This is a genomic window from Streptomyces sp. NPDC055103, assembly GCF_053607625.1.
In genome coordinates this window covers 1-21,614 of record NZ_JBSGTX010000079.1, presented here as the reverse complement: position 1 = coordinate 21,614, position 21,614 = coordinate 1, and the positions used below count along the sequence as shown (strand labels likewise).

The following is a 21,614-nucleotide window of genomic DNA, read 5'->3' as shown; positions in this document are numbered from 1 at the left end:
TACCGCCCCCGAGCTGTAGGGATCCGACAGTGACGCCCCTACGCCACTGTCGGAGACCGATTCCTCATGTCGGGAGCGATACCGATAGGTTTTCGGCTACCAGACCGCTATCGAAAGGGTGATCCGTTGAGCCGCTCGGTTCTCGTCACCGGAGGAAACCGGGGCATCGGCCTCGCCATCGCCCGCGCGTTCGCCGAAGCCGGCGACAAGGTCGCGATCACGTACCGCTCCGGCGAGCCGCCGGCCGCCCTGGTCGAACTGGGCTGCCTCCCCGTCAGGTGCGACATCACCGACGGGGAGCAGGTGGAGCAGGCGTACAAGGAGATCGAGGAGAAGCACGGTCCGGTCGAGGTCCTCGTGGCCAACGCCGGCGTGACGAAGGACCAGCTCCTCATGCGCATGTCGGAGGAGGACTTCACGTCCGTCGTCGACACGAACCTGACCGGTACCTTCCGGGTCGTCAAGCGCGCCAACCGCGGGATGCTGCGGGCCAAGAAGGGCCGCGTCGTCCTCATCTCCTCGGTCGTCGGTCTGCTGGGCTCCGCGGGCCAGGCCAACTACGCCGCCTCCAAGGCCGGCCTGGTCGGTTTCGCCCGCTCCCTCGCGCGTGAGCTCGGCTCGCGCAACATCACGTTCAACGTCGTCGCCCCTGGTTTCGTCGACACCGACATGACCGCGGTCCTCACCGACGAGCAGCGCGCGGGCATCGTGTCCCAGGTGCCGCTGGGCCGTTACGCGCAGCCGGAGGAGATCGCCGCCGCGGTGAAGTTCCTCGCCTCCGACGACGCCTCGTACATCACTGGAGCCGTCATCCCGGTTGACGGCGGATTGGGCATGGGTCACTGATCACATGAGCGGAATTCTCGAGGGCAAGCGCATCCTGATCACGGGTGTGCTGATGGAGTCCTCCATCGCCTTCCACGCCGCGAAGCTGGCCCAGGAGCAGGGCGCGGAGATCATCCTCACCGCCTGGCCCCGGCCGTCGCTGACCGAGCGCATCGCCAAGAAGCTCCCCAAGCCCGAGAACGTCAAGGTCCTCGAGCTCGACGTCTCCAACGACGAGCACCTCGCGCGCCTGGAGGGCCAGGTCCGTGAGCAGCTGGGCGACCGTCTCGACGGCATCGTCCACTCGATCGGCTTCGCCCCGCAGGACGCCCTCGGCGGCAACTTCCTGAACACGCCGTTCGAGTCCGTCGCCACGGCCATGCACGTCTCGGCCTTCTCCCTGAAGTCCCTGACGATGGCGCTGCTGCCGTTGATGAGCGAGGGCGGCTCGGTCGTCGGCCTCACCTTCGACGCGAAGTTCGCCTGGCCGCAGTACGACTGGATGGGCCCGACGAAGGCCGCCCTGGAGGCCACCAGCCGCTACATGGCCCGTGACCTGGGCAAGCAGAACATCCGCTGCAACCTGGTCTCGGCCGGCCCGCTCGGTTCGATGGCCGCCAAGTCCATCCCGGGCTTCTCGGAGCTGGCCTCCGTCTGGGACAACCGCGCCCCGCTGGAGTGGAACCTCTCCGATCCGGAGCCGGCGGGCCGCGCCATCGTCGCGCTGCTCTCCGACTGGTTCCCGAAGACGACGGGCGAGATCGTCCACGTCGACGGCGGTCTGCACGCGATCGGCGCGTAACACCGCTTCACACAGCAGGAAAGGGCCGAGTGCCCGCCCTCCGGGGCGGACACACGGCCCTCGCCGTACCGCAACTCCTGCCCGACTCGAAAAGTCGCGCGAATCACCCCAGACTGGGGCAGAGCGTGATGTTCTGCTGCTGACGGGGAGGAGGTACGGGCATGCGCGCGATACGTCACGGGTTCGGCGCGTTCGCCTCGGTCGCCGTTCTGCTCACCGGGATAGCCGTCGCCGCCGAGGTGCGCGCCGCTCCCGCCCCGGCCGAGGAGCTCCCCGCCGCCGCCCCGGCCGCGGACGAGCCGGAGAACTTCGGGGCGTCCTGCCGCACCGTCGTCCAGGGCTCCCGCGTCACCGCCTACTGCCAGAACCCGTACCCCGGCACCGACAGCGTCCGGCTCCACGTCGAGTGCGACCGCTGGTGGGACGTCGACACCGACAGCGCCCCCGTCGAGGTCGGACCCGCGGACTACGCCCAGGTCACCGGCCGCTGCTGGAAGGAGGTCCGGTCCGCCTGGGTCACGCACCAGCAGGCGGAACCGGCTCCTGGACCGACTGCGGCACGGGGCTCTTGAGGCACATGAAGGGGTAGCCGGCCGCCTCGGTCCCGGCCCGCTCGGCGTCGCCCTCGCGGATCGCGTCCACCAGGCGCGCGTGGTCCATGTGGTTCTCCGGGCGCAGCTCCCGGCCCACGTCGTCGCGCAGCCAGTCCCGCAGGAGATCGCCCAGGTCCGCGTAGAGCTCCGTCAGCACGTCGTTGCCCGAGGCGGCGACGACCGCGTGGTGGAAGGCCGCGTCGACCGTCACGAACCGCTCCGCGTCACCCGACTCCCACGCCTCCTCGCGCCGTGCGAGCAGCGCGTCGAGCTGCTTCAGATCCCGCTCCGAGCGCCGCTCGGCGGCGAAGCGGGCGGCGGCGGACTCCAGGGTCGAGCGCAGCTCGGCGACGTGCCGGGGGTCGGAGCCCGCGAAGCGCCGGTGCATGACGCCCGCCAGCTCGCTGGTGGCGATGACGTACGTCCCCGAGCCCTGGCGGATGTCGAGCAGCCCGTTGTGCGCGAGCGCGCGGACGGCCTCGCGCACGGTGTTGCGGGCCACACCCAGCTGCTCGACCAGCTCGGGCTCGGTCGGGATGCGCGAACCCACCGGCCACTCGCCGGAGGTGATCTGGTTCCGCAGCTCGGCGATCACCTGATCGGAGAGTCCTGCGCGCCGCGGGTGGCCGAGGGCCATGGAGCACCGTCCCATTCGTTCGAGATTGGACAACCAATCATCCCATGATTCTATGATGGCCTCATGGCTGACGAACCGAAGACCCTCGACCCCGCCCTACGACCGGCCGGAACCACCGCCCGAGCGGCCGTCGCCGCCGGCGATTCTCCCGCACCCGGCCGGGCGCACCGCTGGACCCTCGGGCTCGTCACCCTCGGCCTCGTCCTCGCCGCCCTGAACCTCCGCCCCGCCATCACCAGCCTCGGCGCGCTCCTCGAAGAGGTCAGCGAAGGCCTCCACATGAGCGGCACCGTCGCCGGCGTCCTCACCTCCGTCCCACCGCTCTGCTTCGCGGTCTTCGGCATCACCGCCCCGCGCCTGGCGCGCCGCTTCGGCCCCGCCGCCGTCGTCTGCGCGGGCATGGCGGCGATCTTCGTGGGCCTCGCCGTCCGCCCCTTCGCGTCCGGCACCGCCGGCTTCCTCGCAGCCAGCGCCCTCGCCCTCATGGGCATCGCCCTCAGCAACGTCCTGATGCCCGTCATCGTCAAGCGGTACTTCCCCGACCGCGTCGGCACCATGACCGGCCTGTACTCCATGGCGCTCGCCCTCGGCACCTCCGTCGCCGCGGCGGCGACCGTCCCGATGACCGAGGCCCTCGGCGGCGACTGGCGCGTCGGCCTCGGCGTCTGGGCCGCGGTCGCCGCGCTCGCCGTCCTGCCCTGGATCCCGCTCGTGCGCGACCGCGACCGGGACAGTGGCCGGGACCGGGCCCAGGACCGCGACCGGGACCAGGCCCGCGACCGGGACCGGGCCCGGGACCGTGACCGTGACCGGGGCCGTGACGGCGGCGCCCACGGCCGTACGGAGAAGGCGACCGGGACCGCGGCCGGGAGCGCGACCGCCACCGTCCCGGCGCCGGCCACCGACCTGCCCGCCCCTCGCGTCACCCGCAGCCGGACCGCCTGGGCCCTGGGCTGCTTCTTCGGCCTCCAGGCCACCGGCGCCTACATCACCATGGGCTGGATGCCGCAGATCTTCCGCGACGCCGGCGTCCCCGCCTCCACCGCGGGCGTGCTCCTCGCCGTCACCATGGTCATGGGCGTCCCGCTCGCCTTCGTCATCCCCCGGCTCGCGACCCGGATGAAGAACCAGGGACCGATCGTCGTCGCGCTCGGCCTCTGTGGCCTCAGCGGCTACACAGGCCTCTTCTTCGCCCCCGCCGCCGGAGCCTGGCTCTGGGCGGTGCTGCTCGGCGTCTCCAACTGCGCCTTCCCGCTCGCCCTCACCATGATCGGGATGCGCTCGCGGACCGGCGCCGGCGTCGTCCGCCTCTCCGCCTTCGCGCAGAGCGTCGGCTACCTCATCTCCATCCCCGGCCCCCTCCTCGTCGGCGTGCTCTACCAGCACAGCGGCGGCTGGGGACTGCCCATCGCCCTCATGGGTGGCCTGATGGTGCCGCAGATGATCGTCGGAACCCTCGCCGGGAGGGACCGGACCGTCGAGGACGAATGCTGAGATGCGAGACTGGCCCCATGCCAGTCCTCGAACCCAATCCCCAGAACGGCCAGAAGAAGCTGCTCATCGTGCTCGGCGCGATGCTCGGCATCACGGTGGTCATCGCCGTGATCGCCTCCCTCGCCTCACCGTGACCCCCGGGGGTGGGGACAACCCCCGCATCCCCTAGGGGGTGGGTGTCAGGGTGAAGTGGGTGGATCACCTGATGGGCCCGCGGGCACCCGATCCGTACGTTGGAGACATCCGTCGGAGACGACGGGAAAAGGATCTCCCAGCCCTCGGAGGCGGCCATGTCGGCCCGTACGGACACCCCCACCCGGCCCCTGCCGACCGGCGTCGACACCCGGCTGCCCTGGTGGGCGCTCGCCCTCCCCGTGGTCGCGTTCGGTGCCCTGCTCCTGCTCATAGCGGGGCCGGGTGGGGCTCCCGCGACCGCGGGTGACCTGGGGGTCGGCCGGGTCCTGGAGCAGCTCCAGCAAACGCTCGCTCTCTGAGTCACCGCGAGCCGTTCCGTGCGAAGCTGTTGACCATGAGCGTCGATACACCCCGCAGAATCGTGCTGCTCCGACACGCGAAGGCAGACTGGAGCGACGACTCCGACCACGAGCGCCCCCTCGCCGAGCGAGGCCGCGCGGACGCCCCCGTCGCGGGCCGCAAGCTCGCCGCGACCGGCATCGGCTTCGACCTGGCACTCTGCTCGACCGCCGTCAGAACAAGGGAGACCTGGAAGCTGGCCGTGCACGAGCTGCCGGAGCGACCCAGGACCGTGTACGAGGACCGGCTGTACGATGCCTCGCTCGGCGAGCTCATCGCCCTGCTCAACGAGACCTCGGAAGACGTCGACGACCTCCTCGTCATCGGCCACAACCCCGGGATGCACGCCCTCGCCGACGCCCTCGCGGGCGGGTCCGAGGGAGACACCCTGCCCCGCATGAACCGCAGCGGCTTCCCGACCTCCGCCTTCGCCGTCCTCGCCTTCAACGGCTCCTGGAAGTCGGTGGAGCACGGCGTCGCCCGGCTCGTGGACTTCTGGACCCCGCACGACTGACGAGCCGTACCCCGGCTCCGTACGGGAGAGGGCCCGGCCGTCCGACGACGACCGGGCCCTCTCGCGCACGTAGGGGCGTACCAACGGCCTTGCAGACGGCCGTACGGGCGTACCGACGGTTCAGTGCAGCAGGTCCTCACCGCCGTCGGCGGCCTCGACCTCGTCGCGCGTGATCCCGAGCAGATAGAGCACGGTGTCCAGGAACGGCACGTTCACCGCCGTGTCGGCGGCCCGGCGCACCACCGGCTTGGCGTTGAAGGCCACCCCGAGACCGGCCGCGTTCAGCATGTCCAGGTCGTTGGCCCCGTCGCCGATGGCCACCGTCTGCGCCAGCGGCACACCCGCCTCCGCGGCGAACCGGCGCAACAGCCGGGCCTTGCCCGCACGGTCCACGATCTCGCCGGTCACCCGGCCCGTGAGCTTGCCGTCGACGATCTCCAGGGTGTTGGCCGAGGCGAAGTCGAGCCCGAGCCGCTCCTTCAGATCGTCCGTGACCTGCGTGAACCCGCCGGAGACGACACCCACCTGGTAGCCGAGCCGCTTGAGCGTACGGATCAGGGTCCGGGCCCCCGGCGTCAGCCGCACCTCCGCGCGGACCTTGTCGACCACCGAGGCGTCCAGACCGGCGAGCAGCTCCACGCGCGCGTGCAGCGACTGCTCGAAGTCCAGCTCGCCGCGCATCGCCGCCGCCGTCACCTCGGCGACCTTGTCCTCGCACCCCGCGTGCGCCGCGAAGAGCTCGATGACCTCGTCCTGGATCAGGGTCGAGTCGACGTCCATGACGACCAGCCGCTGGGCCCGCCGGTGCAGCCCGGCGGAGACCACGGCCACGTCCACGCCGATGGTGTGCGCCTCGATCGCGAGCGCGGTCCGCAGCGGCTCGGTCTCGCATCCCGAGACGGCGAACTCCACGGCCGTCACCGGATACTTCGCGAGGCGGAAGATGCGGTCGATGTTGCCGCCGGTCTCCGCGATCCTGGCCGCTATGGCCGCCGTCTGCTCCGCGGTGAGCGGGTTGCCGAGGACGGTGACGTGTGAGCGTCCCTCGCCGCGCGGCCGGTTGTCGCCCGTACCGGAGATGATCTCGGCCTGGAGCTTCAGGGACTCGGCCCAGCTGTGGACGGTGGCCCGCAGCTCGCCCTGCGAGGCGACGGTCGGCTCGGTGACGAGCGCGCACAGGACGAGGCGGCCGCGGGAGACGACCTGCTCGATGTCCACGACGTCGACGGAGTAGGCGGCGAGGGTGTCGAAGAGTCCGGCGGTGATCCCGGGACGGTCCTTGCCGAAGATCTTGACGAGGAGAGTGGGAACGTCTGAGGTCTGCGATGCGCTCATGGTGGTTCCCACCGTATCGGGCACCGCGTGTCGGCCCACCCCCCGTCCCGCCCAGCGGACACCCGAGTGGTCGTGGGCCTGCCCCACGGCCTGTCCGGCGCGGCTCTTCACAGAGCCCGAACACGGCCCGACTTTCGTTGTGGGGACCGGGCCTGAAATAGTTCCCCACGATGTTCGCCATCCCTAGACTCCCGACGACGGGAGCACATCGGGGGACAAGTAGTGGGGCATGGAGTGCCAGAACTCGTACTGGAATTGAATGGAAGGACCTGGACGCTCGATCCGTCCAGGCCGTACACCCTCGGCCGTGACCCACAGGGTGACCTGGTCATCGACGACGCCCGGGTGTCGTGGCGGCACGCCACGATCAGCTGGGGCGGCCGGAGTTGGGTCATCGAGGACCACGGCTCGACGAACGGCACGTTCGTCCGGGGGCAGCGGATCCACCAGATGGAGATCGGTCCAGGATCGGCCGTCCATCTCGGTAACGCGACCGACGGCCCCCGGCTGAATCTCGCCGCCGGAGCCCAGGCCGCGCAGCAGGCGCACCAGCCGCCGGCCCAGGCACAGGCGGCTCAGCCCGCCGCCGCCCACCAGGTCGCGGGGGCGCAGGCCGCCCAGGGCGACTGGGCGACGCACCAGGCCCCGCCGCAGCACCAGACCCCGCAGCACCAGACCCCGCAGCACCAGACCCCGCAGCATCAGGCCCCGCAGCATCAGGCCCCGCAGCACCAGGGCCCGCCGCAGCAGGGCTGGCAGCAGCAGGCCCAGCAGCCCGCGCAACCGCAGGTCCCGCACCAGCAGGGCGGCCCCCAGGGCCCCCACGGTCAGCAGGGGCACGGCCAGGCCGGCGTCGCCGCGGGGGCGTCGTCCGCCTACGCCGACCGCAGCCCGACCACGTTCCACCAGCTGAACCTCGGCCACGTCATGCGCATCGGCCGTGCCCTCGAGAACGAACTGGTCGTCTCCGACCTCCAGGTCTCGCGGCACCACGCCGACTTCCACGCGACGCCCGACGGCCGCTTCGAGATCCGCGACCTCGGCTCGCACAACGGCACGTACGTCAACGGCCAGCCGATCCCCAAGGGCGGCTCGGCCGTCCTCGGCCCGCAGGACATCGTCGGCGTCGGTCACTCGACGTTCCGCATCGTCGGCGGCCAGCTCGAGGAGTTCGTCGACACCGGCTCCGTCTCCTTCTCGGCCCGCCACCTCACGGTGACGGTCGACGGCGGCAAGAAGATCCTCCAGGACGTCTCCTTCGGCGTCCCGGAGAAGTCGCTGATCGGTGTCATCGGCCCCTCCGGCTCCGGAAAGTCCACGCTGCTCAAGGCGCTGACCGGCTACCGCCCGGCCAACGAGGGCGACGTCCTCTACGACAACCGGAGCCTCTACAAGCAGTTCGCCGAGCTGCGCCAGCGCATCGGTCTGGTCCCGCAGGACGACATCCTGCACAAGGAGCTGACCGTCCAGAAGGCGCTCCGCTACGCGGCCAAGCTCCGCTTCCCCGGCGACACCGCCGAGGCCGAGCGCGAGGCCCGCATCGACGAGGTGCTGCGCGAGCTCAAGCTCGACATCCACCGGGAGAAGAAGGTCACCTCCCTCTCCGGCGGCCAGCGCAAGCGCGTCTCCGTCGCCCTGGAGCTCCTCACCAAGCCGTCGCTGATCTTCCTGGACGAGCCGACCTCCGGCCTCGACCCGGGCATGGACCGCGACGTCATGCAGCTGCTGCGCGGCCTCGCCGACGACGGCCGCACGGTCCTCGTCGTCACCCACTCGGTCGCCGAGCTGGGCCTCTGCGACAAGCTGCTCGTCATGGCGCCCGGCGGCTCGGTGGCGTACTTCGGCCCGCCGGAGGAGGCGCTGAACTTCTTCGGCTACTCCACCTGGGCCGACGTCTTCTCCGCCTTCGAGAACTACCGCGACTACGACTGGGCGGGCCGCTGGAAGGGCTCGCAGCACTACCAGATGTACGCCGCGGACATCGACGCCGTCGCCGCGCAGCCGGTCCAGATGCCGCAGCAGGCGATGGCCCGCCCGCCGAAGCCGCAGGGTTGGGGCTCCCAGCTCTGGACGCTGATCCGCCGCTACGTCTCGGTGATCGCCTCCGACAAGGGCTTCCTGGGCCTGATGGTGATCCTGCCGGCCGTCCTCGGCGCGGTCTCGGTCGTCATCCCGGCGGACTTCGGCCTCGGCTCGCCGACGCCGCCGTCCCGCTTCAACGGCGACGCGGGCACGATCATGCTGATCCTCATGGTCGGCATGTGCTTCAGCGGCGCCGCCAACTCGGTCCGCGAACTGATCAAGGAGCGGGTCATCTACGAGAGGGAGCGCGCCACCGGCCTCTCCCGCTCCGCGTACCTGATGTCCAAGGTGATCGTCCTCGGCGTGATCACGGCCTTCCAGGGCGTCATCATCTGCGGCATCGGTTTCTCCACCCGCGCGCTGCCCGCTGAGGGGCTCCTCATGCCCCCCGCCGTCGAGCTGTGCATCCAGGTGATCGCCCTCGGCCTCACCTCGATGATGTTCGGCCTGGTCATCTCCGCGCTCGTGAAGACCGCCGAGAAGACCATGCCGCTCCTGGTCATGTTCGCGATCATCCAGGTCGTCTTCACCGGCATCCTGTTCCAGGTCTACGGCTCGCCCGGCCTGGAGCAGTTCGCCTGGCTCATGCCCTCCCGCTGGGGCATCGCCGGTGCCGGCACCACGCTCGACCTGGCCCGCCTCATGCCGCCGTGGGACCCGAAGGACCCCACGAACACCGACGCGCTGTGGGAGCACACGGCCGGCCAGTGGGGCTTCGACCTCGGCGTCCAGCTGCTCATGGCGGCTGTCTGCTGTGTCGTCGTGGCGCGCCTGCTGCGCCGCCACGAGCCCGAGGTCATGCGCAAGTGACCGCGTAGGCCGTACGCCGAAGGGCGGCACCCCGCACGGGGGTGCCGCCCTTCGGCGTACGACAGCGGACCGACCGGGATCAGTAGGCGCTGTTGACGTTGTCGATCGAGCCGTAGCGGTCGGCCGCGTAGTTGGCGGCGGCGACGATGTTGGCGACCGGGTCGTACTGGTCGAACGGCGTGCCGGCCACGTGGTAGGCCTTGAAGGTCGGGTAGATGACCTGGAGCAGGCCCTTCGACGGGACGCCGTTGATGGCGTTGATGTCCCAGTTGTTGATGGCCCGCGGGTTGCCGCTGGACTCACGCATGATGTTCTTGTGCAGGCCGTTGTAGCTGCCCGGGATGTCGTGCTTGTCCATGATGAACAGCGCCTCGCGGATCCAGCCGTCGAGGTTGTTCGCGAAGACCGGCGTACGGGCGACGGAACGGCTCGCGGCCGCCTTCTCCGCGGCGCGCTTCTTCGCGGCCGCCTTCGCCTTGGCCTCGGCGTTCGCCTTGGCGGTGGCCTTGGCGCGGGCGTCCGCCTTCGCCTTGGCGTCGGCCTTGGCCTTCGCGTCGGCCTTCGCCTTGGCCGCGGCCTTGGCGTCGGCCTCCTGCTTGGCCTTCAGGCCGATGGTGGTGTGCTGCTCGGTGACGCTGGCGGCCAGCGCCTTCGCCTGCGGGCTGGCGGCGTCGTACGACCAGGCGACCTGCTGCGTACCGGAGAGGGCCTGCGGCTCGGTCTCGGTGGAGCCGTTGCCCGGTACGAGGGAGAGGGTGAGGGCTGCGGCGCCCAGAGCGGCGACGCCGGCGATCGTGGCCTTGTGGGTCTTCTTCAGACCACGACTGTGGCCGGGGGTGTTCGCAGACATCAGGACTACCTCTTCGAATCGCTGGGGGGTCGCTCGCCGGGGCGGCGCTGCGCCTGCTCGGCGGCGACGGGGCAATTCTTAGCGGCAGCAAAATCGTGTGGCAAAGGTGTGACGTACGATCCCGGGTAGTGGATCAGGGGCCCGTGCACGGGGCACGGAACGCCCGTTGTGGCCAGGTTCCTCCGCGTCTATCGGGCCTTCTGGCATCCACTAGGGGGCTTCGTAAGTGATGTGGGTCCTATGCCCGGGCTCACATCGGGCACGTAACAAACTCACCAGGCGTTGCGGGCGCAATGCGGACGGTGAGGCAAGTCCTCCGGAAGGAGGAGAAGGGCGCTTCGACGTCGTACCGGAGGCGCCCCGGAGCTCGTACCGCAGACGCCCCTCATACGTGAGACGCCTCGGTACTCACGCCAGAAGCACCCCTCCGCATCACCGCCCCGCGAGCTCCGGCGCCACGTACCGCCCGCTGGCCGGGCGCCGGTCGAGCAGCCGGAGGAAGCCCGGCACCACGGACTCCGGACTCGGCCGCGTCCCGATCCCCTCCGGCACCGCCGCCGCGTACAGATCCGTCTCCATGTCACCGGGGTCCACCGCCCACACCCGCAGCTCCGGCTCCTCCACGGCGAGCACCGCCGCCAGCAGGTCGACCGCGGCCTTCGATGCCCCGTACCCGCCCCACGTCGCGTACGGCACTGCCGCGGCCTCCGAACTGAGCATGATCACCGTCCCCGCGGCGCTCGCCCGCAGCAGCGGCAGACTCTCCTGCACCAGGCCGAGCACCGCCACGACGTTCGTCTCCAGGGCAGCCCGCAGACCGTCCAGCGGCTGGTGCTCAAGCCGAGGCAGCGGCGCGGCGCCCAGCACGCCCGCGTTGTTCACCAGCAGATCGAGCCCGCCGAGCCCCCGGGCGGCGGCCACCAGCTCCCGCCGGTGCGCGCCGTCCCCGACATCACCGGGCAGCGCGACCACCCGCGCGCCGTGCGCGGCCCGGACCGCCGCCGCGCTCTCCTCCAGGGCTCCCGCCGTCCGGGCGTTCAGGACGAGATCCCAGCCCCGCCCGGCCAGCGCGTGCGCCAGCGCCCCGCCGAGTCCCTTCGACGCCCCCGTGACGATCGCGACAGCCATGAACCCGTCCCCCTTGTATCCGTATCTCCCGGCATCCGTCCGACGCCGACGGCTCCACCCTCGCGTCCGGCCCCGCTCCGCCGCCTCGGCCCCCGGCCCGGACCGCCGGGGGCGCGGGACCTAGGTCTCAGGTCCCCCTCCCGCGCCGCCTCCGGCCGGATACGCACGGTCACACCCCACCGTTACGGTGAACACATGAGCCATCGACCGAGCTCCGGCCTCGCGGCCGTGAGCACCGCCCTCCTCGCTATGAGCCGCCATCTTGAGGTCCGCGACGTCCTCAAGACGATCGTCGCCTCCGCCCGCGACCTCCTCGACGCCGAGTACGCGGCCCTGGGCGTCCCCGACGACCACGGCGGCTTCGCCCAGTTCGTGGTCGACGGCGTCAGCGACGAGCAGTGGAAGGCGATCGGCCCGCTGCCCCGGCAGCACGGCATCCTCGCCGCGATGCTCCACAAGGCGGAGCCCGAGCGGCTCGCCGACGTCCGCGAGGACCCCCGCTTCGAGGGCTGGCCGGACGCCCACCCCGAGATGTCCGACTTCCTCGGCCTCCCGGTCAGGGACGGCGACGAGATCCTCGGCGCCCTCTTCCTCGCCAACAAGCGCTGTCCGAAGGAGACCGGCGGCTGCGGCTTCACCGCCGAGGACGAGGAGCTCCTCTCGATCCTCGCCCAGCACGCGGCCATCGCCCTCACCAACGCCCGGCTGTACGAGCGCAGCCGCGAACTCACCATCGCCGAGGAGCGCTCCCGCCTCGCCCACGAGCTCCACGACGCCGTCAGCCAGAAGCTCTTCTCGCTCCGGCTCACCGCCCAGGCCGCGGCCGCCCTCGTCGACCGCGACCCCGCCCGCGCCAAGGACGAGCTGCACCAGGTCGCCGTCCTCGCCGCCGAGGCGGCCGACGAGCTGCGCGCGGCCGTCGTCGAGCTGCGCCCCGCCGCGCTCGACGAGGACGGCCTCGTCCACACCCTGCGCACCCAGATCCAGGTCATGGACCGCGCCCACACCGCCCGCGTCACCTTCGATAGCCAGGGGATCCGCGCCCTGCCCGCGGCCCAGGAGGAGGCCGTGCTCCGCGTCGCCCAGGAGGCCCTGCACAACGCCCTGCGCCACGCGGAGGCGGAGCTCGTCACCGTCACCCTCGCCCGCAGCGGCCAGGGCGCGCGGCTCACCGTCACCGACGACGGCAAGGGCTTCGACCCGCGTACGGTCCGCAACGCCGGCCGCCACCTCGGCCTCGTCTCCATGCGGGACCGGGCGGGCGGCGTCGGCGGCGGACTCACCGTGACCTCGGCCGCCGGCGAGGGCACCACGATCGAGATGGAGGTTCCCGGTGGCTGACAAGCCGATCCGTGTCCTGCTGGTCGACGACCACCAGGTCGTCCGCCGAGGCCTGCGCACCTTCCTGGAGGTGCAGGACGACATAGAGGTGGTGGGGGAGGCCTCCGACGGCGCCGAAGGAGTGGCCCGCGCCGAGGAGCTCCGCCCCGACGTGGTCCTCATGGACGTGAAGATGCCCGGCACCGACGGCATCGAGGCACTGAAGCGGCTGCGCGAGCTGGCCAACCCGGCCAGGGTCCTGATCGTCACCAGCTTCACCGAGCAGCGCACGGTCGTCCCCGCGCTCCGCGCCGGAGCCTCCGGATACGTCTACAAGGACATCGACCCCGACGCCCTGGCCGGCGCCATCCGCTCCGTCCACGCGGGCCACGTCCTCCTCCAGCCGGAGGTCGCCGAGGCCCTCCTCAGCCAGGACGAGTCCCCGGGCGGCACGGGACGGGGCACGACCCTCACGGAGCGCGAGCGCGAGGTCCTCGGCCTGATCGCGGACGGCCGGTCCAACCGCGAGATCGCCCGCGCGCTCGTCCTCTCCGAGAAGACGGTCAAGACGCACGTGTCGAACATCCTGATGAAGCTCGACCTCGCGGACCGCACCCAGGCCGCCCTGTGGGCGGTCCGACACGGCCTCGCCGACTGATCTCACCGACTGATACGCGGCAAGGCGCCCCCTGGTGCGCCGGGCGCACGACCGTTCAGTCCTTCATACCGTCGGGTGTATATCCCCCGTTCGGCGCAACCCCGCGGAGGCGGCGGCGTTCTCCATGACGTGCTGCGGCGGACCGGCCGCAGCGATGACCAGGAGGATGTACCAAGTGAAGAACCTCAAGAAGGCCGCTGCCGTCACCATGGTCGCCGGTGGCATCATCGCCGCCGGCGCGGGTGTCGCCTCCGCCCACGGCGCCGAGGCCGACGGCAAGGCCCTCAACTCGCCGGGCGTCGCGTCCGGCAACCTGGTGCAGGTCCCGGTCCACGTCCCCGTGAACGTCTCCGGCAACACGGTCAACGTGATCGGCCTGCTCAACCCGGCCTTCGGCAACCACGCCGTCAACGGCTGAGCCACACCGGAACCACCGGCCCCCGGACGATCCCCCCGGGGGCCGGCCCCTTTTCGGCCCTCTCCCTTACACCGCTGGGTCGGGACACAGAAAGCCGGCGGCATCCGACCGCCGAGCCGCCCGTCGGAGCTCAGAACCCCCGCTCGCGCTCCCGCTCCCTCTCCTCCACATACGCGTTGTACGCCGCGACCTGCGCCCGCCGGGCCACCCGCTCCACCGGCCGCAGCGCCTCCCCCCGCGCCGCCATCTCCGAAGCGCTCACCGCGCCCCCGTGCCCGTGGTCGTACGCCAGGTCCATCAGCAGACCGATCCGCTGGGCCAGCTCCAGGACGCGCACCGCCCGCGGCGGGTACCCGGGGGCGAGCACCTCCCGCCCCACCTCCGCCCGCGCCTTGTACGCCGCGCGCGCGGCGTCCGCCGCCGGGCCCGAGGCCGCCACGTCCAGCCGGGTCAGCACCGCCGTCGCGTCCCGCAGCGCCTCCGCGAGCTCCCGCTCCGCCTCGCCGAGCGACGGCACGTCCGCCGGCGGCGACTCGCGCACCGCGAGGCAGCGCCAGACGACCTCCACGTGCGTGTCGCCCACCGGCCCCGCCTCCGAGACCTCCGGCACGAGACCGTACGGCGCGCCGAAGCCCACCACGGCCTCCTCCGCCTCCAGGGCGCGCGCGTTGAAGTCCGGCGGCCCGCTCAGCCCCAGTGGATGCCCCGGCGCGGGCAGCGCGACCCGCCACCCGGTCACCCCGAGCCGCCGCAGCCGGCCGAGCGCCAGCGTCAGCCCCACCGGCGCCGCCTCACCCGGCAGCCCCTCCACGCGGTGCACCGCGTCCTCCCCGACAATGGCCAGCGCCGCGTCGTCCGGCGACACCGCCCCGGCCAGCAGGGCATTGCCCCATGCGGCCAGGCGTCCTGAGCGTGGTTCCGAAAGCATCCCCCCAGACTAAGACCGACCGGAACACAGGGGGCGGCCTCACGGCGTTCCTTCTCCCACCCCCTCATATACAGGTCGGCCCACGGACTCAAAGGAAGCCCTAGGGACCGGCCCGCTCCGCCGATAACGTAGGTTTTCCCCTGGACGCCGCGCCCATCGGTGCAAGGCGACGACTCGACTCGACCGCAAGGGGAGACAACGCGCTCATGAGCGATGTACTGGAGCTGGTGGACGTATCCGTGGTCCGCGACGGACGGGCTCTGGTGGACGAGGTCTCCTGGTCGGTCAAGGAGGGCGAGCGCTGGGTGATCCTCGGACCCAACGGCGCCGGCAAGACCACCCTTCTGAACATCGCCTCCAGCTACCTCTTCCCCACCAAGGGCACCGCGAAGGTCCTCGGCGAACAGCTCGGCGGCGTCGGCACCGACGTCTTCGAGCTCCGCCCCCGCATCGGCGTGGCCGGCATCGCCATGGCGGAGAAGCTGCCCAAGGGCCAGACCGTCCTCCAGACCGTCCTCACCGCCGCGTACGGCATGACGGCCACCTGGCACGAGGACTACGACCCGGTCGACGAGGAGCGGGCCAAGGCCTTCCTCGACCGCCTCGGCATGAACGACTACCTGGACCGCAAGTTCGGCACCCTCTCTGAGGGCGAGCGCAAGCGCACCCTGATCGCCCGAGCGATGATGACCGACCCCGAGCTCCTCCTGCTCGACGAGCCGGCCGCCGGCCTCGACCTCGGCGGCCGCGAGGACCTCGTCCGCCGTCTCGGCCGCCTCGCCCGAGACCCGTACGCCCCCTCCATGATCATGGTCACGCACCACGTCGAGGAGATCGCCCCCGGCTTCACCCACGTCCTGATGATCCGTCAGGGCAAGGTGCTCGCCGCCGGCCCCGTGGAGACCGAGCTCAGCTCGCGCAACCTCTCGCGCTGCTTCGGCCTGCCGCTCGTCGTCGAGCGCGTCGGCGACCGCTGGACCGCCCAGGGCCTCCCGCTGAAGTAGCGGACCGGAGCGCCGGCGTCCCGCACAGCCGTCCGCGCCCTGTCCCGGAGGGACCCCACCGCCCTACCATGACCACGTGGACATCGACGCGTGGATCTGGTGGTTGATCGGCGCGGTGGGGCTCGGCATTCCGCTGGTCCTCACCGCGATGCCGGAATTCGGCATGCTGTCCGTCGGCGCGGTCGCGGGGGCGGTGACCGCCGCACTCGGCTTCGGCGTCACCCCGCAGGTGATCGTCTTCGCCGTCGTCTCCGTGGCGCTGATCGCGGTGGTCCGCCCGATCGCCGCCCGCCACCGCGACGACCGGCCCCGGCTGGCCAGCGGCATCGACGCGCTGAGGGGCCGTCAGGCCGTCGTCCTGGAACGGGTCGACAGCACCGGCGGAGGTCGTATCAAGCTCGCGGGCGAGATCTGGTCAGCCCGCGCGCTCGACGGCGGACAGACCTTCGAGCCGGGAGACCAGGTCGACGTCGTGGAGATCGACGGCGCCACGGCCGTCGTCATGTGACCGAACCGCACGTGGCCGAACCTCATGTGACCCAACGTCATGTGACCGAACCATGTGACCGAACCTCGCCCATGACGTTCCGCCGTCTGGGAAACTCGATCTGGATCATCGAAAGCCATCCGGCACTCAACCGGTAGCGAAGGGCACGGGGAACACGATGTCAGCAGTCATCATCGTCCTGATCATTCTGGTGGTGCTCGTCTTCATCGCCCTGGTCAAGACGATCCAGGTCATCCCGCAGGCGAGCGCGGCCATCGTGGAGCGCTTCGGCCGCTACACCCGCACACTCAACGCCGGACTGAACATCGTCGTCCCGTTCATCGACTCGATCCGCAACAGGATCGACCTCCGCGAACAGGTCGTCCCCTTCCCGCCGCAGCCGGTGATCACCCAGGACAACCTCGTCGTCAACATCGACACGGTCATCTACTACCAGGTCACCGACGCCCGGGCCGCGACCTACGAGGTCGCCAGCTACATCCAGGCGATCGAGCAGCTCACCGTCACCACCCTGCGCAACATCATCGGCGGCATGGACCTGGAGCGGACCCTCACCTCCCGCGAGGACATCAACGCGGCGCTGCGCGGCGTCCTCGACGAGGCCACCGGCAAGTGGGGCATCCGCGTCAACCGCGTCGAGCTCAAGGCGATCGAGCCGCCGACCTCCATCCAGGACTCGATGGAGAAGCAGATGCGCGCCGAGCGCGACAAGCGCGCCGCGATCCTCACCGCCGAGGGCACCCGCCAGTCCGCGATCCTCACCGCCGAGGGCGAGAAGCAGTCCGCGATCCTCCGCGCCGAGGGCGAGTCCAGGGCCGCGGCCCTGCGCGCCGAGGGCGAGGCCCAGGCCGTCCGTACGGTCTTCGAGGCCATCCACGCCGGTGACCCCGACCAGAAGCTCCTCTCGTACCAGTACCTCCAGATGCTCCCGAAGATCGCCGAGGGCGACGCCAACAAGCTCTGGATCGTGCCCAGCGAGATCGGCGACGCCCTCAAGGGCCTCTCCGGCGCCTTCGGCAACGTCGGCGGCGGCGTCCCCGGCTTCAACACCAAGGACGTACCGGCCGCCAGGCGAGAAGAACCCCCGGTTGACTGACACGTACACGTAACTCTCGTGCATGATCAGTGCGAGCCCCTCGACCCCGGCGACGCCGGAGCGGGGAGGCGACTCACTGATCATGTAAGGAGATGGCGTTGTCCATCTGGGAAGCGCTGGCGGTCTTCGCCGCCGGCATCGGCGCCGGCACCATCAACACCATCGTCGGATCGGGAACGCTCATCACGTTCCCGGTCCTCCTCGCGACCGGGCTCCCCCCGATCACCGCGAACGTCTCCAACGCCCTGGGCCTCGTCCCCGGTTCCATCAGCGGGGCCATCGGCTACCGCCGCGAACTGAAGGGCCAGAAGGCCCGCATCCTCCGCCTCGGCGGCGTGGCCCTCATCGGCGGCCTCATCGGCGCGTTCCTGCTCCTCGCCCTGCCGTCCGACGCGTTCGACGCGATCGTCCCCGTCCTGATCGGCCTCGCGCTCGTCCTGGTCCTCCTCCAGCCGCGCATCGCCGCCGCCGTGCAGCGCCGGCGCGAACAGACCGGCACCGTGGCCCACCCCGACGGCGGCCCCGTCCTCCTCGTCGGCCTCTGCCTCGCCAGCATGTACGGCGGATACTTCGGCGCCGCCCAGGGAGTGCTCTACCTCTCCCTCATGGGCCTGCTGCTCCACGACACCCTGCAGCGGATCAACGCCGTCAAGAACGTCCTCGGCGCCCTCGTCAACGGCGTCGCCGCCGTCTTCTTCCTCTTCGTCGCCGAGTTCGACTGGACGGCCGTCCTGCTCATCGCCGTCGGCTCCACCATCGGAGGCCAGATCGGCGCCAAGGTCGGCCGCAGACTGCCGCCGTCCGTCCTGCGAGGGGTGATCATCGCGGTCGGCGTCGTCGCGATCCTCCAACTCACACTGAAGTAGCCCGGACGACGGAAGGGCCCGCCTCCCCACGGGGAGACGGACCCTTCCGTACGAGTACGTGTACGAGACGGCCTACGCGGCCGAGTTCGCCAGCCACTCCGGCAGCTCGGACCGCTCACCGGCCCGCATGGCGAGCAGCATCGCGTCCGCGGGCGACGGCACGAACGGCTCGTGCAGCAGCGGCATCCCCGCCTGCTCCGGCGTCCGATCGGCCTTGCGGTGGTTGTCCTCGGCGCAGGAGGCGACGGTATTCAGCCAGCTGTCCCCGCCCCCCTGGGCACGCGGCACGACATGGTCCACGGTCGTCGCCCTCCTCCCGCAGTACGCGCACCGGTGTTGGTCCCTGACCAGCACCCCCCGCCTCGACCACGGGGCGTGTCTTCGGAAGGGCACCCGGACGTACCGGCAGAGCCTGATCACCCGCGGTACCGGAAGATCGACGGCGGCACCGCGCACCCGCAGCTCGGGATGGGCCTGCTCGACGACGGCCTTGTCCTGCAGGACAAGCACCACCGCACGGTTGAGCGTGACCGTCGACAGCGGCTCGAAGCTCGCGTTCAGTACCAGGGTGTCCCGCACTGTGCCCACCTCCCGTGTGCCGGCCCCGCCCCGGAGTGGGGCGTGGGGCCTGGATCAACGATGGCCGGGCCGGCCGGGGTCGGACAACGCAATTTCCCGCGCACAACAAAAGATGCCCGCTTCTGATCTCTCCAAGACCAGAAGCGGGCAAACAACAAACGAACGATCAGACCGCCGCGGGAGCCGCGTACTCGCCGACCAACTGGGCACGCCCCAGCGTGTGGAACCGCAGATTGAAGCCGACCGCCGCCGGCGACGCGTCGCCATCGGGACCGAGCTTCTCGCTGTCCACGGCGTACACGGTGAAGACGTACCGGTGCGCCGGGTCCCCGGGCGGGGGAGCGGCGCCGCCGAACTCCTTCGCGCCGTAGTCGTTCCGGACGTGCACGGCCCCGGCCGGCAGCCCCTCGAACGACCCCGACCCGGCACCGACGGGCAGCTCCGTCACCGACGCAGGGATGTCGAACAGCACCCAGTGCCAGAACCCGCTGCCCGTGGGGGCGTCCGGGTCGAAGCACGTGACGGCGAAGCTCTTCGTCCCCGCGGGGAAGCCCTCCCAGCGCAGGTGGGGAGACGTGTTCCCCGCCGCGTACACCTGCGCGTCCTTCAGGACCGCACCCGGCGCGACGTCGTCGCTCACCACCGTGAACGCCGGTACCGACGGATGGAAATCGTGAGGGAGCGGCGCCCTCTTACGCTCGGACACGTGGAGCCTCCGTATCGCCTGTCTCTGGTTTCCCGGCCGAGCCTAGAGCCAGTTGCGACGGCCGCCGACCTCGGCGAGCCACTGGTTCAGGTAAGCCGCCCAATCGGTCGTGTGGAAGTCGTTCAGCCCCACCTTGAACGCGCGGAAGGAGTCACTCCCCTCACCGAACATCCCCGGCTTCTTGTCCATCTCCAGGACGACGTCCATCTCGCGCTCGTCGGCGACGAAGGTGATCTCGACCTGGTTGAGACCGCGGTACTGCTGCGGCGCGAAGAACTCGATCTCCTGGTAGAAGGGCAGCTTCTGGCGCGTCCCCCGGATGTGCCCGCGCTCCATGTCCGCGCTCTTGAAGCGGAAGCCCAGCCCGATGAAGGCGTCCAGGATCGACTGCTGCGCCGGCAGCGGGTGCACGTTGATCGGGTCCAGGTCGCCGGAGTCCACGGCCCGGGCGATCTCCAGTTCGGTGACCACACCGATGTTCATGCCGTGCAGCTGCTGACCGGCGATGGAGGTCACCGGCGTCTCCCACGGCACCTCGAGACCGAACGGCACGACGTGCACCGCGCCGGCCTTCACCTCGAAGGCACCACCCAGACGCACCTTGAGGAACTCGATGTCCTGCTTGTGCTCCTGGTCGCCACCCTCGACCTCGACCCGCGCCTGCAGCCCGACGGAGAGCGCCTCGATCTGCTGGTCGACGTTGCCGCCCTGGATCCGCACCTCACCCTGGACGACACCGCCCGGAACCACGTTCGCCTCGGAGAGCACGGTCTCCACGGTGGCCCCACCGGCACCCAGGCTCGCGAGCAGCTTCTTGAATCCCATGACTTCCACTCCTTCTCAGTACTGACCTCTACATACGCGCGACGACCGTAGCCGGTTCCCCACCGGTCGCCACTACGCTCGGCCGCCATGAGCGACACTCTTTCCCGTACGCCGCTCCCGCGGGCCTTCTTCGACCGCCCCGTCCTGGAGGTCGCCCCCGACCTGCTGGGCCGCACCCTCGTCCGGAACTCCGCCGAAGGACGGATCGACCTGCGCCTCACGGAGGTGGAGGCGTACGCTGGCGCGATCGACCCCGGCTCGCACGCCTTCCGTGGCCGCACCGCACGCAACGCCGTCATGTTCGGCCCGCCCGGCCACGCGTACGTCTACTTCACCTACGGCATGTGGCACTGCCTGAACCTGGTCTGCGGCCCCGAGGGCGAGGCGAGCGGCGTCCTCCTGCGCGCGGGTGAGATCCTGACCGGCGCCGAACAGGCCCGCCCCCGCCGCCGCTCGGCCCGCTTCGACGCGGAGCTGGCCAAGGGCCCCGCACGTCTGGCCACGGCCCTGGACGTAGCCCTCTCCCTGAACGGCACGGACGTCTGCGCCGGCGCGGAGGCCCCGCTCTCCCTGCTCACCGGCACGCCACCCGCCCCCGACGACATCAGCAGCGGCCCCCGCACCGGCGTCGGCGGCGAAGGCGCCCCGCACCCCTGGCGCTTCTGGATCACCGACGACCCGACGGTCAGCCCGTACCGCGCCCACACTCCCCGGAAGCGAGGCCTTGACTCGGGACGCTCGACCGACTAACGTGGCCCGAGCCGCAGGAAACGGACCTGCTTGTTCAAGCACCCCGTAGCGGCCACCCAACTACTCTCGATGATTCCCCAGCAGGGGCTTATTTCGGCATTCCCGAAATTCGTTTCGAATGACTCGATTATGAGTCGCCAGGGAAATCAGCTAAAGTAGTGAACACGCCGGAAGGGCCCAGAGCGAAAGCGAAAGGGACCGGAAAGCACCGAGGAAATCGGATCGGAAAGATCTGATAGAGTCGGAAACGAAGGAAGAGCCCGGAGGAAAGCCCGAGAGGGTGAGTACAAAGGAAGCGTCCGTTCCTTGAGAACTCAACAGCGTGCCAAAAATCAACGCCAGATTAGTTGAT

24 protein-coding genes are annotated in these 21,614 nt (G+C 70.7%); 16 read left to right on the top strand and 8 right to left on the bottom strand.

Going from position 1 to position 21,614, the window contains the following annotated elements:
• Positions 1 to 126: 126 nt before the first annotated feature.
• From fabG to ACWFR1_RS34370, 3 genes are all read left to right on the top strand, one after another.
• Positions 127 to 846: a 3-oxoacyl-[acyl-carrier-protein] reductase gene (gene fabG / locus ACWFR1_RS34380; protein WP_453558290.1), complete on the top strand. Its 720-nt coding sequence runs from the start codon at positions 127 to 129 to the stop codon at positions 844 to 846.
• A gap of 4 nt (positions 847 to 850) precedes the next feature.
• Entirely contained in the window at positions 851 to 1,627 is a 777-nt protein-coding gene (gene fabI / locus ACWFR1_RS34375; RefSeq protein WP_453558287.1) for an enoyl-ACP reductase FabI, read from the top strand.
• A gap of 161 nt (positions 1,628 to 1,788) precedes the next feature.
• Positions 1,789 to 2,199 (top strand): hypothetical protein, encoded by a 411-nt coding sequence (locus tag ACWFR1_RS34370; protein ID WP_453558284.1) that lies wholly within the window; start codon positions 1,789 to 1,791, stop codon positions 2,197 to 2,199.
• On the opposite strand, the gene ACWFR1_RS34365 is transcribed toward ACWFR1_RS34370, so the two are convergent.
• The gene (locus ACWFR1_RS34365; RefSeq protein WP_453558327.1) at positions 2,144 to 2,857 is read right to left on the bottom strand and encodes a FadR/GntR family transcriptional regulator; all 714 of its coding nucleotides are present in this window, start codon (positions 2,855 to 2,857) and stop codon (positions 2,144 to 2,146) included. The genes ACWFR1_RS34370 and ACWFR1_RS34365 overlap by 56 nt on opposite strands.
• A 63-nt stretch (positions 2,858 to 2,920) precedes the next feature.
• On the opposite strand from ACWFR1_RS34365, the gene ACWFR1_RS34360 reads away from it, so the two are divergent.
• The 4 genes from ACWFR1_RS34360 to ACWFR1_RS34345 all read left to right on the top strand — a co-directional run bounded on the left by ACWFR1_RS34360 (position 2,921) and on the right by ACWFR1_RS34345 (position 5,399).
• Positions 2,921 to 4,351, top strand: a complete 1,431-nt coding sequence (locus ACWFR1_RS34360; RefSeq protein ID WP_453558281.1) for a CynX/NimT family MFS transporter — start codon at positions 2,921 to 2,923, stop codon at positions 4,349 to 4,351.
• A gap of 17 nt (positions 4,352 to 4,368) precedes the next feature.
• Positions 4,369 to 4,485 carry an SGM_5486 family transporter-associated protein gene (locus tag ACWFR1_RS34355; RefSeq protein WP_260605691.1) on the top strand — a complete coding sequence of 39 codons (117 nt, stop codon included), beginning with the start codon at positions 4,369 to 4,371 and terminating at the stop codon, positions 4,483 to 4,485.
• A gap of 156 nt (positions 4,486 to 4,641) precedes the next feature.
• Entirely contained in the window at positions 4,642 to 4,845 is a 204-nt protein-coding gene (locus ACWFR1_RS34350) for a hypothetical protein (RefSeq protein WP_453558276.1), read from the top strand.
• 35 nt (positions 4,846 to 4,880) lie between these two features.
• Positions 4,881 to 5,399, top strand: a complete 519-nt coding sequence (locus ACWFR1_RS34345; protein WP_453558273.1) for a SixA phosphatase family protein — start codon at positions 4,881 to 4,883, stop codon at positions 5,397 to 5,399.
• 120 nt (positions 5,400 to 5,519) lie between these two features.
• Here the strand turns inward: ACWFR1_RS34345 and serB are convergent, their stop codons facing one another.
• The gene (serB, locus tag ACWFR1_RS34340) at positions 5,520 to 6,734 is read right to left on the bottom strand and encodes a phosphoserine phosphatase SerB (RefSeq protein ID WP_453558270.1); all 1,215 of its coding nucleotides are present in this window, start codon (positions 6,732 to 6,734) and stop codon (positions 5,520 to 5,522) included.
• 222 nt (positions 6,735 to 6,956) lie between these two features.
• On the opposite strand from serB, the gene ACWFR1_RS34335 reads away from it, so the two are divergent.
• Entirely contained in the window at positions 6,957 to 9,626 is a 2,670-nt protein-coding gene (locus tag ACWFR1_RS34335; protein ID WP_453558267.1) for an FHA domain-containing protein, read from the top strand.
• Positions 9,627 to 9,705: 79 nt separating this feature from the next.
• On the opposite strand, the gene ACWFR1_RS34330 is transcribed toward ACWFR1_RS34335, so the two are convergent.
• Both ACWFR1_RS34330 and ACWFR1_RS34325 read right to left on the bottom strand, forming a co-directional pair.
• Positions 9,706 to 10,476 carry a transglycosylase SLT domain-containing protein gene (locus tag ACWFR1_RS34330; protein ID WP_453558265.1) on the bottom strand — a complete coding sequence of 257 codons (771 nt, stop codon included), beginning with the start codon at positions 10,474 to 10,476 and terminating at the stop codon, positions 9,706 to 9,708.
• A gap of 432 nt (positions 10,477 to 10,908) precedes the next feature.
• On the bottom strand, positions 10,909 to 11,604 hold the full coding sequence (locus ACWFR1_RS34325; RefSeq protein ID WP_453558264.1) for an SDR family NAD(P)-dependent oxidoreductase: 696 nt from the start codon (positions 11,602 to 11,604) through the stop codon (positions 10,909 to 10,911).
• A 195-nt stretch (positions 11,605 to 11,799) separates the two neighbouring features.
• Here ACWFR1_RS34325 and ACWFR1_RS34320 point away from each other — a divergent pair, with 195 nt between their 5' ends.
• From ACWFR1_RS34320 to ACWFR1_RS34310, 3 genes are all read left to right on the top strand, one after another.
• Positions 11,800 to 12,945, top strand: coding sequence for a GAF domain-containing sensor histidine kinase (locus tag ACWFR1_RS34320; RefSeq protein WP_453558262.1), 1,146 nt, complete (start codon positions 11,800 to 11,802; stop codon positions 12,943 to 12,945).
• Positions 12,938 to 13,582: a response regulator gene (locus tag ACWFR1_RS34315; RefSeq protein WP_453558259.1), complete on the top strand. Its 645-nt coding sequence runs from the start codon at positions 12,938 to 12,940 to the stop codon at positions 13,580 to 13,582. Before ACWFR1_RS34320 ends, ACWFR1_RS34315 begins: the two co-directional genes overlap by 8 nt.
• Before the next feature lie 175 nt (positions 13,583 to 13,757).
• Positions 13,758 to 14,000 carry a chaplin gene (locus tag ACWFR1_RS34310; protein WP_453558256.1) on the top strand — a complete coding sequence of 81 codons (243 nt, stop codon included), beginning with the start codon at positions 13,758 to 13,760 and terminating at the stop codon, positions 13,998 to 14,000.
• A gap of 130 nt (positions 14,001 to 14,130) precedes the next feature.
• Here the strand turns inward: ACWFR1_RS34310 and ACWFR1_RS34305 are convergent, their stop codons facing one another.
• Positions 14,131 to 14,928, bottom strand: coding sequence for a hypothetical protein (locus tag ACWFR1_RS34305; protein WP_453558253.1), 798 nt, complete (start codon positions 14,926 to 14,928; stop codon positions 14,131 to 14,133).
• Between the two features lie 206 nt (positions 14,929 to 15,134).
• Between ACWFR1_RS34305 and ACWFR1_RS34300 the strand changes: the two genes are divergently transcribed.
• The 4 genes from ACWFR1_RS34300 (at position 15,135) to ACWFR1_RS34285 (ending at position 18,402) form a co-directional block, all read left to right on the top strand.
• A complete protein-coding gene (locus ACWFR1_RS34300; RefSeq protein WP_453558250.1) occupies positions 15,135 to 15,932 on the top strand; it encodes an ABC transporter ATP-binding protein in 798 nt (265 codons plus the stop codon).
• Positions 15,933 to 16,008: 76 nt separating this feature from the next.
• Entirely contained in the window at positions 16,009 to 16,440 is a 432-nt protein-coding gene (locus tag ACWFR1_RS34295) for an NfeD family protein (RefSeq protein WP_453558247.1), read from the top strand.
• Positions 16,441 to 16,597: 157 nt separating this feature from the next.
• Positions 16,598 to 17,536 carry an SPFH domain-containing protein gene (locus ACWFR1_RS34290; RefSeq protein WP_383383053.1) on the top strand — a complete coding sequence of 313 codons (939 nt, stop codon included), beginning with the start codon at positions 16,598 to 16,600 and terminating at the stop codon, positions 17,534 to 17,536.
• A gap of 92 nt (positions 17,537 to 17,628) precedes the next feature.
• Positions 17,629 to 18,402: a sulfite exporter TauE/SafE family protein gene (locus tag ACWFR1_RS34285; RefSeq protein ID WP_453558243.1), complete on the top strand. Its 774-nt coding sequence runs from the start codon at positions 17,629 to 17,631 to the stop codon at positions 18,400 to 18,402.
• A gap of 72 nt (positions 18,403 to 18,474) precedes the next feature.
• Here ACWFR1_RS34285 and ACWFR1_RS34280 read toward each other — a convergent pair whose 3' ends face one another.
• The 3 genes from ACWFR1_RS34280 to ACWFR1_RS34270 form a co-directional block, all read right to left on the bottom strand.
• The gene (locus ACWFR1_RS34280; RefSeq protein ID WP_024756197.1) at positions 18,475 to 18,981 is read right to left on the bottom strand and encodes an HNH endonuclease; all 507 of its coding nucleotides are present in this window, start codon (positions 18,979 to 18,981) and stop codon (positions 18,475 to 18,477) included.
• Positions 18,982 to 19,147: 166 nt separating this feature from the next.
• A complete protein-coding gene (locus tag ACWFR1_RS34275; protein WP_453558241.1) occupies positions 19,148 to 19,687 on the bottom strand; it encodes a YbhB/YbcL family Raf kinase inhibitor-like protein in 540 nt (179 codons plus the stop codon).
• Between the two features lie 42 nt (positions 19,688 to 19,729).
• Complete coding sequence (locus ACWFR1_RS34270; protein ID WP_453558238.1) at positions 19,730 to 20,512, bottom strand: sporulation protein; 783 nt, start codon at positions 20,510 to 20,512, stop codon at positions 19,730 to 19,732.
• Positions 20,513 to 20,599: 87 nt separating this feature from the next.
• Between ACWFR1_RS34270 and ACWFR1_RS34265 the strand changes: the two genes are divergently transcribed.
• A complete protein-coding gene (locus tag ACWFR1_RS34265) occupies positions 20,600 to 21,262 on the top strand; it encodes a DNA-3-methyladenine glycosylase (RefSeq protein ID WP_453558234.1) in 663 nt (220 codons plus the stop codon).
• The last annotated feature ends 352 nt before the right edge of the window (positions 21,263 to 21,614 follow it).

Excerpts from the sequence above, each read along its gene's own strand:
- ACWFR1_RS34325 (WP_453558264.1), bottom strand. The coding sequence starts at position 11,604 with ATGGCTGTCGCGATCGTCACGGGGGCGTCGAAGGGACTCGGCGGGGCG.
- ACWFR1_RS34305 (WP_453558253.1), bottom strand. The coding sequence starts at position 14,928 with ATGCTTTCGGAACCACGCTCAGGACGCCTGGCCGCATGGGGCAATGCC.
- ACWFR1_RS34365 (WP_453558327.1), bottom strand. The coding sequence starts at position 2,857 with ATGGCCCTCGGCCACCCGCGGCGCGCAGGACTCTCCGATCAGGTGATC.
- ACWFR1_RS34290 (WP_383383053.1), top strand. The coding sequence starts at position 16,598 with ATGTCAGCAGTCATCATCGTCCTGATCATTCTGGTGGTGCTCGTCTTC.
- ACWFR1_RS34350 (WP_453558276.1), top strand. The coding sequence starts at position 4,642 with ATGTCGGCCCGTACGGACACCCCCACCCGGCCCCTGCCGACCGGCGTC.
- ACWFR1_RS34300 (WP_453558250.1), top strand. The coding sequence starts at position 15,135 with ATGAGCGATGTACTGGAGCTGGTGGACGTATCCGTGGTCCGCGACGGA.
- serB (WP_453558270.1), bottom strand. The coding sequence starts at position 6,734 with ATGAGCGCATCGCAGACCTCAGACGTTCCCACTCTCCTCGTCAAGATC.
- ACWFR1_RS34285 (WP_453558243.1), top strand. The coding sequence starts at position 17,629 with ATGGCGTTGTCCATCTGGGAAGCGCTGGCGGTCTTCGCCGCCGGCATC.
- ACWFR1_RS34270 (WP_453558238.1), bottom strand. The coding sequence starts at position 20,512 with ATGGGATTCAAGAAGCTGCTCGCGAGCCTGGGTGCCGGTGGGGCCACC.
- ACWFR1_RS34370 (WP_453558284.1), top strand. The coding sequence starts at position 1,789 with ATGCGCGCGATACGTCACGGGTTCGGCGCGTTCGCCTCGGTCGCCGTT.
- fabI (WP_453558287.1), top strand. The coding sequence starts at position 851 with ATGAGCGGAATTCTCGAGGGCAAGCGCATCCTGATCACGGGTGTGCTG.
- ACWFR1_RS34265 (WP_453558234.1), top strand. The coding sequence starts at position 20,600 with ATGAGCGACACTCTTTCCCGTACGCCGCTCCCGCGGGCCTTCTTCGAC.
- ACWFR1_RS34345 (WP_453558273.1), top strand. The coding sequence starts at position 4,881 with ATGAGCGTCGATACACCCCGCAGAATCGTGCTGCTCCGACACGCGAAG.
- ACWFR1_RS34320 (WP_453558262.1), top strand. The coding sequence starts at position 11,800 with ATGAGCCATCGACCGAGCTCCGGCCTCGCGGCCGTGAGCACCGCCCTC.
- ACWFR1_RS34330 (WP_453558265.1), bottom strand. The coding sequence starts at position 10,476 with ATGTCTGCGAACACCCCCGGCCACAGTCGTGGTCTGAAGAAGACCCAC.
- ACWFR1_RS34360 (WP_453558281.1), top strand. The coding sequence starts at position 2,921 with ATGGCTGACGAACCGAAGACCCTCGACCCCGCCCTACGACCGGCCGGA.
- ACWFR1_RS34355 (WP_260605691.1), top strand. The coding sequence starts at position 4,369 with ATGCCAGTCCTCGAACCCAATCCCCAGAACGGCCAGAAGAAGCTGCTC.